This window comes from Vibrio sp. V04_P4A5T148 (assembly GCF_963875605.1).
Lineage (GTDB): Bacteria > Pseudomonadota > Gammaproteobacteria > Enterobacterales > Vibrionaceae > Vibrio > Vibrio anguillarum.
In genome coordinates, this window is sequence record NZ_CAWNMS010000044.1 from 1 (window position 1) to 17707 (window position 17707).

12 protein-coding genes are annotated in these 17707 nt (G+C 46.4%); 10 read left to right on the top strand and 2 right to left on the bottom strand.

The window, feature by feature from the left end; translation table 11 throughout:
* Nucleotides 1-334: 334 nt before the first annotated feature.
* The 10 genes from AACT18_RS09290 (at nucleotide 335) to AACT18_RS09335 (ending at nucleotide 14847) form a co-directional block, all read left to right on the top strand.
* Entirely contained in the window at nucleotides 335-2005 is a 1671-nt protein-coding gene (locus AACT18_RS09290; protein WP_013857639.1) for an ABC transporter substrate-binding protein, read from the top strand.
* Nucleotides 2006-2171: 166 nt separating this feature from the next.
* The gene (locus AACT18_RS09295; RefSeq protein WP_017043028.1) at nucleotides 2172-3158 is read left to right on the top strand and encodes an ABC transporter permease; all 987 of its coding nucleotides are present in this window, start codon (nucleotides 2172-2174) and stop codon (nucleotides 3156-3158) included.
* A gap of 2 nt (nucleotides 3159-3160) precedes the next feature.
* A complete protein-coding gene (locus tag AACT18_RS09300) occupies nucleotides 3161-4186 on the top strand; it encodes an ABC transporter permease (RefSeq protein WP_013857641.1) in 1026 nt (341 codons plus the stop codon).
* A gap of 2 nt (nucleotides 4187-4188) precedes the next feature.
* Nucleotides 4189-5172, top strand: coding sequence for an ABC transporter ATP-binding protein (locus AACT18_RS09305; RefSeq protein WP_013857642.1), 984 nt, complete (start codon nucleotides 4189-4191; stop codon nucleotides 5170-5172).
* Nucleotides 5173-5209: 37 nt separating this feature from the next.
* Nucleotides 5210-6202: an ABC transporter ATP-binding protein gene (locus AACT18_RS09310; RefSeq protein ID WP_094124380.1), complete on the top strand. Its 993-nt coding sequence runs from the start codon at nucleotides 5210-5212 to the stop codon at nucleotides 6200-6202.
* 148 nt (nucleotides 6203-6350) lie between these two features.
* Entirely contained in the window at nucleotides 6351-8078 is a 1728-nt protein-coding gene (locus AACT18_RS09315; RefSeq protein WP_094124379.1) for a glycoside hydrolase family 9 protein, read from the top strand.
* Nucleotides 8075-8950: an N-acetylglucosamine kinase gene (locus AACT18_RS09320; RefSeq protein ID WP_064624438.1), complete on the top strand. Its 876-nt coding sequence runs from the start codon at nucleotides 8075-8077 to the stop codon at nucleotides 8948-8950. Before AACT18_RS09315 ends, AACT18_RS09320 begins: the two co-directional genes overlap by 4 nt.
* Nucleotides 8951-8959: 9 nt before the next feature.
* Complete coding sequence (locus AACT18_RS09325; RefSeq protein WP_094125594.1) at nucleotides 8960-10873, top strand: beta-N-acetylhexosaminidase; 1914 nt, start codon at nucleotides 8960-8962, stop codon at nucleotides 10871-10873.
* Between the two features lie 93 nt (nucleotides 10874-10966).
* Entirely contained in the window at nucleotides 10967-13372 is a 2406-nt protein-coding gene (locus tag AACT18_RS09330; RefSeq protein WP_029189900.1) for a GH36-type glycosyl hydrolase domain-containing protein, read from the top strand.
* A gap of 62 nt (nucleotides 13373-13434) precedes the next feature.
* Nucleotides 13435-14847, top strand: coding sequence for a phosphoglucomutase/phosphomannomutase family protein (locus AACT18_RS09335; protein WP_013857648.1), 1413 nt, complete (start codon nucleotides 13435-13437; stop codon nucleotides 14845-14847).
* Between the two features lie 106 nt (nucleotides 14848-14953).
* Here the strand turns inward: AACT18_RS09335 and AACT18_RS09340 are convergent, their stop codons facing one another.
* The gene (locus AACT18_RS09340; RefSeq protein ID WP_094124377.1) at nucleotides 14954-15982 is read right to left on the bottom strand and encodes an ABC transporter ATP-binding protein; all 1029 of its coding nucleotides are present in this window, start codon (nucleotides 15980-15982) and stop codon (nucleotides 14954-14956) included.
* Nucleotides 15982-17607 carry an ABC transporter permease gene (locus AACT18_RS09345; RefSeq protein WP_094124376.1) on the bottom strand — a complete coding sequence of 542 codons (1626 nt, stop codon included), beginning with the start codon at nucleotides 17605-17607 and terminating at the stop codon, nucleotides 15982-15984. The genes AACT18_RS09340 and AACT18_RS09345 overlap by 1 nt, the downstream gene beginning before the upstream one ends.
* Nucleotides 17608-17707 lie beyond the last annotated feature (100 nt).

The window sequence follows — 17707 nt, forward strand, 5'->3', positions numbered from 1 at the left end:
GATAAAAAGATAGCGAGCGCTTACAACTATAAGTTAATCGAATTGAGTATGAGAGGCAGATCACTGACCTAAATGAGAGTAAAAATCAAACCAAAGATGGTAAATTGACGTTTATAACGATCACTTTCTACAAATTGACGTTTTTAACGGGAATTCAAATTGATAATTTTCTCTCCAAGGTGTCTTCTTACTCCTGCCAAAGGTCTACAGGCCACTCATGTTGACCAACTCCTCCGGTTTGTTAACACGCAATGAGGTAGGCCTTGGAGAGTGTTTATCAATTGATGACATTCATATCCATTAGTGAAATGAAAGCAAATAGTAAGGAACAGCTATGCTTGCCAATATTAAAAAAACAGCGCTAGCCGCTGCAGTAATCGCCGCCGCAGCGAGCCTTTCAGCTCCAGCAGCCGCACGCAGTGAGCTAACGATCGTACCTGATTTCTACCCTACAATGGTACGTAACTTTAACCCGTATCTAGCAACAAACCTACGTACGACCACTGATTTCATCTATGAACCACTGGTCATCTTCAACGAAATGCATGGTAATACACCCGTTATGCGTTTGGCTGAAGGCTTTAAAATGTCTGATGACCTAATGAGTGTTACTTTTGATATCCGTAAAGGTGTTAAATGGTCAGATGGTCAAGCATTTACAGCGGATGATGTCGTGTTCTCTTATGGCTTATTGAAAAATAAACCTGAACTCGACCAACGCGGTATCAACAAGTGGGTAACGAGCGTAGAAAAACTGAACGACTACCAAATCCGTTTCCGTTTAAGTGAAGCTAACTCAAACGTACCTTATGAAATCTCGTTAGTTCCTATCGTTGCTGAGCATGTATGGAAAGATGTGAAAGATCCAGCGACTTTCACCAACGAGAACCCTGTAGGTACTGGTCCGTTTACTGAAATCGACACCTTCACTCCACAGCTATACATCCAATGCCGTAACCCGAATTACTGGGATGCTGCAAACCTTGAGGTTGACTGTTTGCGTGTACCTCAAATTGCAAACAATGACCAATTGCTAGGTAAAATTGTTAACTCTGAACTCGATTGGACCTCTTCATTTGTTCCGGATATTGACCGTACTTATGCCGCTGCAAGCCCTAGCCACCACTACTGGTATCCGCCATCAGGCACACAAGCATTTATGGTTAACTTCAAAAACCCAGATGCAGTAAAAAATGAAGCGCTAAGCAACGTTGATTTCCGTCGCGCATTCTCTATGGCTCTTGACCGTCAAACTATTATCGATATCGCTTTCTATGGCGGCGGTACCGTTAATGACTTCGCTTCAGGCTTAGGTTATGCATTCCAAGCTTGGTCTGATGAAAACATCCACAATAAGTACAAAGGCTACAACACGTACAACGTTGAAGGCGCGAAAAAACTGCTTGCTAAAGCGGGCTTCAAAGACGTGAACAAAGACGGTTTTGTTGATACTCCATCAGGTAAATCTTTTGAGCTACTTGTTCAATCACCAAATGGCTGGACTGACTTCAACAACACAGTACAACTTGCCGTTGAACAGCTTGCCGAAGTAGGCATCAAAGCACGTGCTCGTACTCCAGAGTTTGCGGTTTATAACCAAGCAATGCTTGAAGGTACTTATGACGTCGCTTACACCAACTACTTCCACGGTGCGGACCCACATCTATACTGGAACAGTGCATACAACTCTGCACTACAGAAAGGTGAAGGTATGCCTCGTTTTGCTATGCACTTCTACAAAAACGATAAGCTAGATACTTTGCTAGACAGCTTCTACAAAACAGCGGATAAAAATGAGCAGCTAGAAATCGCTCACGGAATTCAGAAAATCATTGCTGAAAACCAAGTGACCATCCCTGTAATGTCAGGTGCTTACATGTACCAATACAACACAGCACGCTTTAGCGGCTGGTGGAACGAAGAAAATCCTAAGGGTCGTCCAAACATTTGGGCTGGTATCCCTGAGCGTCTATTACACGTACTGGACCTAAAACCAGTTAAGTAAGTAGAAGTTCATTCCTTGCGGCGTACTTCGTGCGCCGCTAAATAAAATCCCCTAAATACCTAGCAAATGTATAACGCTCGTCGTTAGGGGATTTTTCGCTCTAAATTTCGCTAGGAGCGACCTGAAACCAGGTACAGGATAAAACTGGGTGAGTAAGGTGTGAGTTATGGGTTATTTTTTAAGACGTTTGTCATTTTATTTTATCGCGTTGCTGGTTGCAGCAACATTGAACTTCATTATTCCGCGAGCCATGCCTGGAGACCCAGTGACCATGATGTTCGCAAACGCAACAACGCAAGTAACGCCAGAACGAATCGAAGCGATGAAACAGCTTCTCGGTTTCGTTGATGGTCCGTTACCCGTACAGTATTTGACCTATTTAAAAAGCATTCTAAGTTGGGAATTAGGCACGTCGATTAAGTTCTATCCGTTAAGTGTCAATGAATTACTGGGTAGTGCATTTGGTTGGTCGTTATTTCTAGCGGGTACTGCGGTTGTGATCTCGTTCTCAATCGGTTCTCTACTGGGCATTTTTGCCGCATGGAAACGAGGCAGTCGTTACGATACGTTTATTACCCCAGGGATGTTGGTTATACAAGCCGTTCCGCAAGTGGTTATTGCGATGATCGCTATGTTTACTTTTGCTATCGGCTTGCAATGGTTCCCTACGGGTTATGCCTACACTGCTGGTACGATGCCAGATTGGACAAGTTGGACATTTATTAAAGATGTGGCTTACCACGCTTTCTTGCCTCTTGTCTGTGCATCTCTAGTACAAATCGGTGGGTTTCTCGTCAACATGCGTAACAACATGATTAACCTGCTCGCTGAAGACTACATCACGATGGCGAAAGGGAAAGGGCTCAGCGAAAACCGCGTGGTTTTCCAGTACGCCGCTCGTAATGCTTTATTGCCAAGTGTCACCGCTCTATCAATGTCTTTGGGTATGGCTATCGGTGGCCAGCTCATCATTGAAATTATCTTTAACTATCCTGGCCTTGGCAGTGTTTTATTTAATGCGATCAACGCTCGTGATTACCAAGTTCTGCAAGGGCAGCTACTGATTATGACGCTCTTTATGCTGTTCTTTAACCTGTTGGCGGACATGCTTTATGTCGTACTAGACCCTCGCCTACGCAAGGGAGGTAAATAATCATGAAAGATCTCATTAAACTCATTCGCGGCAATACCGTTGCCATGGTCGGTGTCATTATTTTGGGCCTATTTTTATTCATCGCCCTTGCTGCGCCACTGATCACCAAACATGCGCCAGATAAACGTACCGGAAATCCACACGAGTACCCATCGTTCGTCGTCAAAGCCGCTAAAGCAGATCCGAATGGCTGGATTGCTGAAAACTTGGCAACTGACCGCCGTACCTTACTACTCTCAAAAGGTGAAGACCATGTGCTAGGCACCTCTCGTATGGGACGCGATGTTTGGTCACAAGTGGTGTATGGCGCACGAGTCTCACTCGCCGTGGGTTTTGGCGCAGGAATGACCGTCTGTTTTCTTGCGACTGTGATTGGTGTTTCTGCCGGTTACTTTGGCGGTAAGGTCGATGACATTCTAACCGCCGCTATGAATATCATGCTGGTGATACCGCAATATCCTCTTTTATTCGTGGTCGCGGCATTTATTGGAGAGGCCGGCCCATTAACCATTGCACTCATCATTGGCTGCACCTCCTGGGCTTGGGGCGCTAGGGTCGTACGCTCACAAACCCTCGCACTGCGTGAAAAAGAATTTGTCAGAGCGGCGGAAGTCTTGGGTGAATCATCATGGCGCATCATTTTCGTTGAGATTCTACCTAACCTCATCTCCATCGTTGGCGCTAGCTTCATCGGTTCAGTGATGTACGCCATCATGATGGAAGCCACTATCTCCTTCCTTGGTCTTGGCGATCCAAACACCATCAGTTGGGGCATCATGTTGTACAACGTTCAAACGTCCTCTTCTATGCTGATTGGCGCTTGGTGGGAACTGCTTGCTCCTTGTATTGCTTTGACTCTACTCGTTACTGGTTTGGCTTTACTGAACTTTGCGGTCGATGAAATTGCCAACCCACAACTGCGTTCACACAAAGGAATGAAGCGTTGGAAAAAACTCGCAGAGCAAGACAAGAAAGAGCGTCAGCCTGACCTGCCACCACAAAATGCACTTTGGAGCGGAGATAAATAATCATGACAAACCCACTTATTTCAATCCGTAACCTATGCGTTGACTACATCACCGACGCAGGTGATGTTCGAGCATGCAGCAACGTCAGTTTTGACATTGCACCTGGCGAAGTATTTGGCCTTGCTGGTGAATCTGGCTGTGGTAAATCAACTATCGCATTTTCACTGATGCGTCTGCATAAGCCGCCCGCGTTTATTACTGGCGGAGAAGTAATTTTTAATGGTGAAAATATCATTAAATACAGCGATGAACGCATGCAATCCTTTCGCTGGAGCCAAATGTCGATGGTGTTTCAAAGTGCGATGAACGCTTTGAACCCAGTATTGACGATGGAAGAGCAATTTTGTGACGTGATCATGCGCCATACCAACATGACTCGTGAACAAGCTAAACGCCGCGCTGAAGGTTTGTTAGAAATTGTCGATATTCACCCAAGTCGCTTAAACGATTACCCACACCAATTCTCTGGGGGTATGCGTCAACGCTTGGTGATTGCAATTGCTCTCGCGCTCAATCCTAAAATGATCATTATGGATGAGCCTACTACGGCACTTGATGTGGTTGTCCAGCGTGAAATATTGCAAAAAATCTATGCGCTGAAAGAAGAGTTTGGCTTCTCTATCTTGTTCATCACCCATGATTTGTCGTTGATGGTCGAGTTCTCCGATCGGATTGGCATCATGTATTCCGGTGAATTAATTGAAGTGGCTCCTTCTAAACAGATTCTGGAAAGCCCTTTCCACCCTTACACCAAAGGGCTGGGTAGTTCTTTCCCTCCACTGACAGGCCCTAAAACGAAGTTAACTGGAATACCAGGTAACCCGTTGAACTTATTGGATATACCTCAAGGTTGTCGTTTCCAAGCTCGTTGCGATCGCGTACATGAAGCTTGCACCAAAATTCCAACGAGTTTGCGCCAAATAGAGCTTGGACGCTTCTCCAGTTGCCACCTTTACGGTGACCCAATTGCTCAAGTGAAACTGTAGAGCACAAGCTGTATTACCAAAATTTCTGGAGACAATTATGAGCAAAAATTTCGGTGAATTACTGGTTGAGGGGAAAAATCTAGTTAAAGATTTTCCAATCAACAGTAACACCCTAAAACAACCTATGATGCGAGCGATCAACGACGTATCGTTCAAAATGTTCAAAAGCCGCGGCTTGGCTGTCGTGGGTGAATCAGGCTCTGGCAAATCAACGACCGCTAAAATGATTGCCAAAATGTACGCCCCAACATCCGGTGTAATTGAATACAAAGGACGCGATATTTTAGACATCACTTCACGCAGTGACCTGATGCACTATCGCGAAGGCGTCCAGATGGTATGGCAAGATCCGTTTGGCTCACTCAACCCAACTCATACCATTTTTCATCATATTGCTCGTCCACTGCTTATCCATAAAAAAGTGACGTCAGGTAATAAGAGAGAGTTAGAAGAACGCGTTCACGATTTACTGGAACAAGTCGGCCTTATTCCACCAAAAGAAACAGCCGAGAAATATCCGCACCAGTTGTCTGGTGGACAGCGCCAACGTGTCAACTTAGCGCGTAATATCGCGGTTGGTGCCGAAGTGGTACTGGCTGATGAACCAACCTCCATGTTGGATGTGTCGATTCGTGCGGGTGTTCTCAACCTGATGGAAGAGATGAAGTTTGAAAAGCAGATGTCGCTGCTTTATATCACGCATGACATCGCCACCGCACGCTACATCGCCGAAGACTTAGCCGTCATGTACGTCGGACATATGGTGGAATGGGGCGATACCGAAGAGATCATTCACGATCCTCAGCACCCATATACTCAACTATTGGTTTCCGCAGTACCCGATCCTAGTAAATCGATACACGAGAAGCTCAAAGGGAACAAAGGCGAAATTCCACTTTGGACCCCGGTATCAACAGGCTGTCCTTTTGCTGGTCGATGCATGCAGGCGAGTGACAAATGTCGTGAACAACTTCCAGCGGTGACTCAGTTGTCTGATAACCACTTTGTTCGTTGTTACTTATTTGAATAATCACTAACGCACACCTTAATGTATTGAAGCCGCTGACATAACCTCATCGGTTTCAATGCCTTAGGTAAAAATATAAAACAAAGTCAGCACTCGCCCCCGACGGGTTGAGTGCTGACGAGAAATCAAAGATCTGGCTTGGAGATGTTTAATGCTGCTACTGATTAACCATATTGGTTATGAGCCACAAGGGCCAAAACAGGCGATACTAATGAGTAACACGCTCCGTGTTTCTTCCGATATCGCCCTGCTTGTTTGTGCAAACAGCCATCAAACGGTGTCGACTTTCGTTGTTGAACCACAAGCTAAAGTCGCACATTGGCATTTAGGTAGCTTTTATACGATCGACTTTTCTCAATACACCACTTCAGGACAGTATTACCTGCGTTTTGAAAATACCCACTCCCCTATTTTTGAAATTGGTGAAGGGATACTGATGAAAAAAACGTTTTCTGATGTATTGCACTACTTCAAATCACAACGTTGTGGTGGCATTTTCGACCAGCAAGATAAGCTCGTACCACTGCTTGGTACATCAACCACTGCCGATGTACACGGTGGCTGGTACGACGCTTCCGGTGACGTCAGTAAGTATCTGAGTCACCTTTCTTACGCCAACTATTTAAACCCTCAACAAACCCCAATGGTGGTTTGGAATATGCTAAAGGGATTGGCACAACTAGAACACCACTCGAGTTTTGCTGCATTTTCTCGCACTCGCCTTAAGGAAGAGGCGTTATTTGGTGCTGATTTTCTGATCCGCATGCAAAACTCCGAGGGGTTCTTTTATACAACGGTCTTTGACAAATGGAGCAAGGACATTAAGCAGCGAGAGATCTGCGCCTATGCCACTCAATCTGGCCACAAGTCTGACGATTATCAAGCCGGATTTCGTCAAGGGGGAGGTGTTGCGATTGCCGCTCTTGCGGTGGCAGCACGTTTAGATGTTCACGGTGATTTCACCTCAGAACACTATTTAACAGCGGCGGAGCATGGTTACTGGCATTTAAAAGAAAATAACACGCGCTATCTCGACGATGGTCAAGAAAACATCATTGATGCCTATTGCGCTCTGCTTGCATCGGTTGAGCTCTACCGCTCAACTCATCAAGCAAATTATCTACTTGAGTGTCGTCTTTGGGCACAAAGGTTATGCGCTTATCAACACAGCGACACTAACATCGCTCATTATTGGGCAGCCAATAGTGATGCCACTCGTCCTTATTATCACGCCGCCGAAGCTGGGCTACCAGTGATTGCACTGTGCGAATATCTCGAGATTGAAACAGAAGAACACCGCAAACAATCAGTCGTTCAAGTGATTGAGAATGCTTGCCGCTTTGAGCTCACCATCACTCATCAAGTCAGTAACCCATTTGGCTACCCACGCCAATATGTAAAACCTGTGAATGGCGACAAACGCTGCGCATTTTTTGTCGCTCACGACAATGAATCCGGCTACTGGTGGCAAGGCGAAAATGCGCGTTTAGGATCGCTCGCGTGTATGGCTTATCGCGCCCAAGCGTTCGTCAACGCGGATCTGCATGCCCCTTTAACCACCTTTGCACAAAACGCATTGAACTGGATTGTCGGATTAAATCCATACGATATGTGCATGCTCGATGGGCACGGTCGCAACAATCCAGACTACCTCCCCCACCTAGGCTTTTTTAATGCCAAAGGGGGAGTGTGTAATGGCATTACAGGCGGTTTTGAAGATGAAGAAGATATCGCTTTCAACCCAGCGAAACAGAAGGATGACATGATGCAAAACTGGCGTTGGGCTGAGCAATGGATTCCTCATGGTGCTTGGTATCTGCTGGCCATCACAACCCAGTTTTGCCACTTATCAACACCAGACTTAGAGAGGCAATCATGACTTTTTATTATGTCGGTATTGATGGAGGTGGCACATCATGTCGCGCACGCATCCGCAACGAGCAAGGCGCGCTGTTAGGTGAAGCGAAAAGCGGTAGCGCCAATATTTTATTGGGTGTGGAACTTGCCATGCAGGCAATCATTGATGCAATTACTCAAGCGGCGCACCAAAGCGGGCTGACGAAAGAGAATTTTGCTCAGATGCACGTGGGTCTTGCTCTGGCTGGTGCAGAACAAAAATCCGCATGGCATGCGTTTATGTCTCAGACACATCCTTTTGCTTCACTAACGCTCAACACAGATGCTTACGGTGCCTGTATTGGTGCTCATAATGGCGACGATGGCGCAATTATGATCGCGGGAACGGGCTCTTGTGGCCTATTTTTACACGCAGGGCAGCAGCATGTGGTCGGTGGACGTGAGTTTCCCATATCCGATCAAGGCAGCGGTGCCATCATGGGGTTACGCCTAATCCAGCGCGTGTTGCTCATTGCAGATGGTATCGGCGAGCCTTCATTATTAAGCGCTCATGTGATGCAACATTTTAACCACGATGTTGATCAGATTGTCGAATGGTCAAAAACCGCACTCCCACGCGACTATGGCCAGTTCTCTCCCGTTATTTTTTCTCTAGCGCAACAAGGTGATGCGCTGGCGATCGAGCTTCTCAAACAAACTGCGGCAGACATCGAAATGTTTCTTGTCGCTCTTCATAACAAAGGAGCCAAGCGGATCTGCCTCATGGGTAGCATTGCAGAGCGTATCTTGTATTGGCTTTCTCCACCAGTACAACAGTGGATTGTTCAACCTCAATTCGACGCTATCGAAGGCGCGATTATGTTTGCCGGCAAAGCCGAGCATAATTTGTATTAAGGAATCACTATGAGCTATCGAATTGACTTTGCGGTACTCTCAGAACAGAAGCAATTTTGCCGTTTTGGTTTAACGTTCCATAACTTAAGCGATCAAGACCTACAAGACTGGTCGTTACATTTTGTGATTGATCGCTTCATTCAGCCAGACAGCATCACCCATGGCAACGTAGTGCAAATAGGCAGTTTCTGCTCATTAACGCCAGATATGACCGTGCTTGCTGCAAACTCACATTTTTACTGTGAATTTAGCATCAAAACCGCCCCTTTCCATTTTTACACTGATGGCGTAAAGCACGCTTTTGTTCAATGCAATGGTGAGCAACCGATCGAACGTCATGATGTGATCGTAACTCCGATTGCTCTCGCCTCGCCTTATCGTGAGCGCAGTGAAATACCCGCAACAGAAGCCGCGAGCCTCAGCCTCATTCCATTACCAAACAAGATTGAATCCGGCACAGGGCATTGCACCTTAACGACTTCGAGCCAGATTACCTTGCAATCCACATGCGCTGAGCAAGCTGCGACTTGGTTACAACAGGAACTCAACCGTATATTTGATTTTCAGCCCAAACCCATTGGCAGCGCTGATATTATCTACCGCACTAACCCGACCTTTGACGAGGGCGCGTATCAACTCAACGTCGATCGTACCGGCATTCGCTTAGAGGCGAGTGGTCATCAAGGCTTTATGTATGCTAGCGCGACCCTGTTGCAGTTGATTCAAGTTCAAGATCAATCGTGGTTAGTCCCCTGCGTCAAAATCAGTGATGCGCCACGCTTTAAGTACCGAGGCATGATGCTCGACTGTGCGCGCCATTTTCATGGAATCGAGACAGTTAAGCGGCTTATTAACCAATTAGCGCATTACAAATTCAATACGTTCCATTGGCATTTGACCGATGACGAAGGATGGCGTATCGAAATTAAAGCACTGCCACAACTCACCGACATCGGTGCATGGCGAGGGGTTGATGAAGTGCTCGAACCTCAATACAGCTTGTTAACGCAGCGCCACGGTGGTTTCTATACACAACAAGAGATCAAAGAGGTTATCGCATACGCTCAAGAGCGTGGTATCACAGTGATCCCTGAAATTGATGTTCCCGGACATTGCCGCGCCGCGATCAAATCTCTGCCTCATCTGCTGGCCGATGAAGAGGATCAATCACACTATCGCAGCATTCAATATTACAACGATAACGTCCTCTCCCCCGCCCTTGAAGGAACGTATGAGTTCTTAGATATCGTCTTGCAAGAAGTCTCTGAGCTATTTCCATCCCCCTTTATCCATATTGGTGCCGACGAAGTGCCCGATGGGGTCTGGATTAACAGCCCTAAATGTCAACAACTGATGGCTGATAATGGCTATACCGAGGCCAAAGAATTACAAGGACACTTACTACGTTATGCCGAACAAAAACTGCGTACGCTTGGCAAACGCATGGTCGGCTGGGAAGAAGCGCATCATGGCAATAAGGTCAGTAAAGATACTGTTATCTACTCTTGGCTTTCTGAAGCGGCGGCATTGAACTGCGCGAAACAGGGGTTTGATGTGATTTTACAACCCGGTCAGTACACGTATCTGGATATTGCTCAAGATTATGCACCAGAAGAACCGGGCGTTGACTGGGCTGGTGTCACCCCATTAGAAAAAGCCTATCGCTATGAACCCTTAGCCGAAGTGCCCGAAAACGATCCACTCCGTAAGCGAATTCTCGGTATTCAGTGCGCTTTATGGTGTGAATTAATCAATAACCCACAGCGTATGGAATACATGATTTACCCACGCTTAACTGCACTCGCCGAAGCAGGATGGACCCATAAAGTGCATCGTGATTGGCAAGATTATCTGTCACGGCTCAAAGGACATCTGCCTATGTTGGACAAGCAAGGCATCCGTTACCGAGCACCATGGAAATAAACACAACACTTGGAGTCGGCATTACCTCTCCTTGGTTTTCACTAGCATAATTTTTGGCTGCAAAAGACGCAGTTTGTTTAAAAGGAAATGACAATGAAATACGGCTATTTCGATAACGACAATCGTGAATATGTCATCACACGCCCTGACGTTCCAGCGCCTTGGACCAACTACTTAGGGACAGAAAAATTCTGCACCGTGATCTCTCATAACGCGGGCGGTTACTCTTTTTACAATTCACCAGAATATAACCGTGTTACCAAATTTCGCCCGAACGCTTCTTTTGATCGCCCGGGGCACTATGTTTACTTACGTGACGATGCAACTGGCGACTATTGGTCTATTTCTTGGCAACCCGTAGCAAAAAGCTTAGAAGAAGCGAAGTATGAAGTCCGCCACGGCCTCTCTTACTCCAAATTCAAATGTGAATACAGCGGCATTACTGCCACTAAAACTCTCTTTGTACCGAAAGGCGAAGATGCTGAAATTTGGGATGTCGTCATTAAAAACGATTCCACAGAGACTCGCACTATCAGCGCTTTTTCGTTTGTTGAATTCTCTTTTAGTCACATTCAATCCGATAACCAAAACCATCAGATGTCGCTTTACTCTGCAGGTACCGCTTATCACGCGGGTGTGATTGAGTACGATCTTTACTACAACACCAATGATTTCGAAGGCTTTTACTACTTAGCCTCGACGTTTGATCCAGACTCTTATGATGGACAACGCGATACCTTCCTTGGCTTGTATCGTGACGAAGCCAATCCCATTGCAGTAGAACGTGGTCACTGCTCGAACAGCGCGCAAACCTGCTACAACCATTGCGGTTCGCTGCACAAACAATTTGTGATCCAACCGGGTGAAGAAGTTCGCTTTGCTTATATTTTGGGAATTGGTAAAGGCAATGGCGCGCGTTTGCGTGCTAAGTACCAAGACTTGGCTAATGTCGATGCCGCTTTTGCTGGGATCAAAGCGCATTGGGATGAACGTTGTGCGAAATTCCAAGTAAAATCACCGAATGAAGGCCTTGATACCATGATCAACACTTGGACGCTTTATCAAGCGGAAACGTGTGTGGTGTGGTCTCGCTTTGCCTCTTTCATTGAAGTGGGCGGTCGTACTGGCCTTGGTTACCGTGATACGGCGCAAGATGCCATTTCAGTACCGCACGCAAACCCGAAGATGACCCGTAAACGCTTGGTTGATCTGCTTCGTGGTCAAGTCAAAGCGGGCTATGGCCTACACCTATTTGATCCTGACTGGTTTGATCCAGAAAAAGCGGATGTCAAACCATCAAAATCGCCAACCGTTGTACCAACACCAAGTGATGAAGATAAGATCCACGGCATTGAAGATACGTGTTCTGACGATCATCTCTGGCTCGTTCCAACCATCTGTAAATACGTGATGGAAACAGGTGAAACATCCTTCTTTGATGAAGTGATCCCTTACGCCGATGGTGGCAATGCAACGGTTTACGAACACATGAAGGCGGCGCTTAACTTCTCGGCAGAATACGTGGGGCAAACAGGTATCTGCAAAGGCTTACGCGCTGACTGGAACGATTGCTTGAACTTAGGTGGTGGCGAATCATCTATGGTTTCTTTCCTCCACTTTTGGGCACTGCAAGAGTTTATTGACCTTGCAAAATACCGTGACAATGCAGAGGACGTTGCGAAATACACCGAAATGGCGGCGAACGTACGTGAAGCTTGTGAAACTCACCTTTGGGATGAAGAAGGTGGCTGGTATATCCGTGGCCTAACGAAAAATGGCGACAAGATAGGAACTGCTCAGCAAACTGAAGGTCGAGTTCACCTTGAATCAAACACACTCGCCGTCTTATCGGGCGCAGTGTCGCAAGAGCGTGGTGAAAAAGCGATGGATGCCGTTGATGAGAATCTATTCTCCGAATACGGTCTACATCTGAACGCACCTTCCTTCTCAACCCCTAATGATGACATCGGTTTCGTTACTCGTGTTTATCAAGGTGTTAAAGAAAATGGCGCTATTTTCTCACATCCAAACCCTTGGGCATGGGTTGCAGAAACGAAGCTTGGCCGTGGTGATCGAGCCATGAAGTTCTACGACGCATTAAACCCTTATAACCAAAACGACATCATTGAAAAGCGCGTTGCCGAACCTTACTCATACGTGCAGTTCATTATGGGACGAGATCACCAAGATCACGGCCGTGCGAACCATCCATGGTTAACAGGTACGTCTGGTTGGGCCTACTTTGCCGTCACCAACTTCATTTTGGGTGTTCGTGTCGGTTTTGATGGCCTCGTCGTCGACCCATGCATTCCTACCAATTGGCCTGGTTTTGAAGTCACTCGCCAATGGCGCGGCGCGACTTACAACATCACAGTGCAAAACCCGAACTCCGTCAGTAAAGGGGTGAAAACAATCACAGTGAATGGCGAAGCAGTAGAAGGCGTGATTCCTGTCATGGCACAAGGCAGTGTCAACGATGTAGTGGTTATTCTCGGTTAACGCGATTTGAGCCTCAGCGCGAAGGAGCTGAGGCTCAACATTAGTCCCACAAGGATTTTATTATGATCAAATTTGGTACAGGTGGCTGGCGCGCCTTTATTGGTGAAGAGTTTACCAAAGACAACGTCTGTCTAGTGGCTCAATCACTTGCCAACATCATTAACCACGAAAATGTGGCTAACAACGGGTTCGTTATCGGCTACGACCGCCGCTTTCTTTCTGACAAAGCCGCACGTTGGTTTGCGCAAGTCTTAGCAGCGAATGGCGTGGTGGTAAGCTTTATCGATAAGTTTGTTCCCACCCCTATTGTGATGTTCAAGGCCAAAGAGATGAATTGCGCCTATTCGGCGTGTATTACGGCATCCCACAACCCTGCGGACTACAACGGCATTAAAGTGTTCATTGAAGGTGGACGAGACGCTGATGAGGTGATCACACAAAAGATTGAACAGCAAATCGCGTCACTGACGCTTGCCGATGTAAAACACGTCGAATTTGAACAAGCGCTGCAAGATAAATCGATTGTCATCATAAATCCAATGAATGAGTTTGTGGATTCAATCATCAATTTTATCGATATTGAAGCGATCAAAAAAGCCAACCTGCGTGTGTTGATTGACCCCATGTTTGGCGTCGCGAAAAATGCATTGCAGACGGTTCTGATCAATGGCCGCTGCGATGTGGATGTGATCAATGATGGCAAAAACCCCGATTTTGGCGGTTTAATGCCTTCCCCTAATGCAGCGACTCTTTATCGTCTCAAACATTTAGTGGCCGCAGAAGGTTACGATATTGGGATAGGTACCGATGGCGATGCAGACCGACTTGGTATTATTGATGAGAAAGGCAACTTCATCCATCCTAATGAAGTACTGATCCTGCTTTACTACTACCTGCTTGAATATAAGGGTTGGAAAGGATCCGTGGTGCGTAATATCGCCACCACCCACCTGCTGGATAAAATTGCCGCTGACCACGATGAGAAAAGTTTTGAAGTCCCCGTTGGCTTTAAACACATCAGCTCACAAATGGAAGCGGATGATTCACTGATTGGTGGTGAGAGCTCCGGCGGTTTAACCATTCGTGGACACATCAAAGGTAAAGATGGGGTTTTTGCATCGAGTTTGTTGGTTGAAATGATCAGCGTGACAGGTAAAAAACTCTCCGAATTACTGGGGGAAATTTACGCGAAATACGGTTACGCCTACACCGCAGAAGGTGACTGTAAATTTAAAGCCGCACAAAAAGAGTCGTTGTATAACAAAATCTACGTTGAGAAACAGTTGCCTCAATTTGAGTATGAGATTGAGAAAGTCAGTTACGAAGACGGAGCCAAAGTCTACTTTAAAAACGGCGGCTGGGTTATTGCTCGTTTCTCTGGCACTGAACCATTGCTACGCATTTTTGCCGAAATGGCGGATAAAGACACTGCAGAACGTGTTCTTCAACAGGTGAAAGATTTTCTATCGTTATAGCTTTTACCCACTTCGACTCAAATTTGAGTCGCTATACCCGCACAGTATGAAGAGGTTGTAGGTATATCGATGAAGAACACTTGCCCGGCGTCACGCCGGGCTTTTTTTAAAAAGCCAACACACCTTGCGTATCAATGCTGACTGCAACATTTTGCCCAACGCTCAACGGCTGTGAAGAACTCGCCAGCAACTTACTGCCATACGCATCAATCACATAACGGCAGTGATCGCCCATGAATTGCTGCTCTAACACGCGGACTTTGCTCTCTTGCTGCGCACTAATTTGAATGTGTTGTGGCCGCAGTAGTAATTCGCATTTGGCTTCAAGCTCAATAGGTTGCTGAGCTTTGGCGTCTACTACACCTAAATCGGTCTCAAATTGCCATTCTGAAATTCGTTTGGCGCTTAAATAACTTCCACCACCTAAGAAATCGGCCACAAATTTACTCGACGGTTGGTAGTACAGCTCTGATGCGGTGCCATATTGCTCAATCACACCGTGGTTCATTACCGCCATTTTATCAGCAAAAGCAAAAGCTTCTTCGCGGCTATGGGTCACAAAAATAGCCGTCACACCCTGCTTTTTAAAAATGTTGCGAATTTCGCCAATCAACTCATGACGAACTTGGGTATCGATATTGGAAAACGGCTCATCAAGCAGCAGTAGATCCGGTTTATACGCCAAGGAGCGAGCAATCGCCACTCGCTGCTGCTGCCCACCCGATAGTTGATGAGGATAACGATCCCCCAGCCCCGCTAAGTGCACTAATGCCAACATCTCTTCGACTTTCGCTTTGCGCTCGGTTTGAGAGAGTTGACGCAATCCAAACGCGATATTTTCCGCAACAGTTAAGTGAGGAAACAGCGCATAATCTTGGAAAATCATCCCTATGTTTCGCGCTTCCGGTGGCAACCAATGTTGACCATCATCAATCGTCACACAATTAAGGCTCATCACCCCAGAGCTGAGTGGCAACAAACCCGCAACGGCTTTCAATAAGGTCGTTTTACCACAACCACTTGCTCCTAATAAACAGACGATTTCTCCCTGTTTTACTTCCAGCGACAGTGATTGTAAAACCGTTTGGTTTTCATATTTGCAAGTCAAATCATGAATAGACAGCGCACAACTCATCAGTGATTTTGCTCCAGTGAACGGTTAACAACGATAAGCGGAATTAAACCAACCGCGACCAAGAGTATCGCAGGCAAAGCAGCCACTTCTAATTGTTCATCCGATGCGTAGTTATAAACATAGGTCGCCAAGGTTTCGAAATTGAACGGACGCAATAATAAAGCGGCATTCAGCTCTTTCATTGACTCAATAAACACCAACAACCCAGCGATAAGCGTACCACGGCGGATCAATGGCAGATGAACTCGCCACAGCATAGCGTTCGATCGATAACCCATAGTTCGAGCCGCCATATCCAAAGAAGGTGAGACTTTATTAAGACTACTTTCTATGCTACCAATCGCCACGGCCGAAAAACGCACCACTAAAGCAAAAATAATAGCAAACATCGAACCAGAAAAGATAAGACCCGGTCGCCCCCACTGCATCGCTTTAGCAACATCATTGACCCAATGATCCATAAACAGCACCGGAACCATCACACCAATCGCTAACACGGTTCCGGGAACCGCATACCCCATAGAAGACAAGCGCATAAAGGCTAAAGTCACCCCGTTGGCGTTCAACCGATGGCAAAAATTCACGACCAAAGCAATCAACACCGCCACCAGCGCGGCCGTCAACGAAACCGTTAAGCTATTGATCGCAAAGTCTTGGAACTCCGAAGTCCAACTTTTCGCAAAATAGTGATAAGCGAATGAGACCAACTGCAATAAAGGCAGCAGAAACGCGAGCGCAACTAGCCCCCAACACCAACACAAAGCGGCCCATTTTTTCCACCCTTGCAACTGATAGCGAAAATCTTCATGGCTGTTAAATTGACTTTGAAATAATTTCTGTTTACGACGGCTATAGCGCTCTGCGCTCAGTAGTAATAATACAATCACCAACATGATGGCGGATATTTTCGCTGCCGCATTCAAATTAGAATAACCGAGCCAAGTGTCATACACCGCAGTCGTTAGGGTATTAACGGCAAAGTAACTCACCGTACCAAAATCTCCCACCGTTTCCATCGCCACTAAGGAGAGGCCAACCGCCATCGCGGGCCGTGCAAGCGGCAGTGAAATAAGACGAAAACTCTGCCACGGAGAGCATTTTAATAGACGAGCGGATTGCAATAAGGAGACGTTTTGTTCCATGAATGCTGCACGGCACAGTAGGTAAACATATGGGTACAGCACCAGCGCAAGCACAATGCTTGCCCCGCCCAAACTGCGAATGTCGGGAAACCAGTAATCACCTGCGCCCCAACCCGTAATATCTCTAAGTAACACTTGCACTGGGCCTGCGTAGTCAAACCAACTGGTAAAGATGTAACCGATAATGTAGCCGGGCATCGCAAGTGGTAACACCAAAGCCCATTGTAAAATGCGTTCGGTAGGCAGCTTACACATCGCCATTAACCAAGCACTGGGAATGCCAAATAGCAAAGAAAGCCCCATCACACAGAACGTCAATACGACGGTATTAAAGGTATAGGTGGGCATCACGGTTGACATGAGATGAGCAAAAACCTCATCACTTTGTCCCGCAGCGGTAATAAAGATGGCTAAGATCGGCAAAACCAGTAGCACAGTGACACTGGCACTACTGGTTTTCCATAATGTATTTTTTTCTTTCATTGCCTAATTACAATAAGGCTTACTGACACATAAATGCGTTTGCAAATACATCTCATGCCCCTTCAATAGAATAGGGGCACTGTTATACCCCTAGAACCGA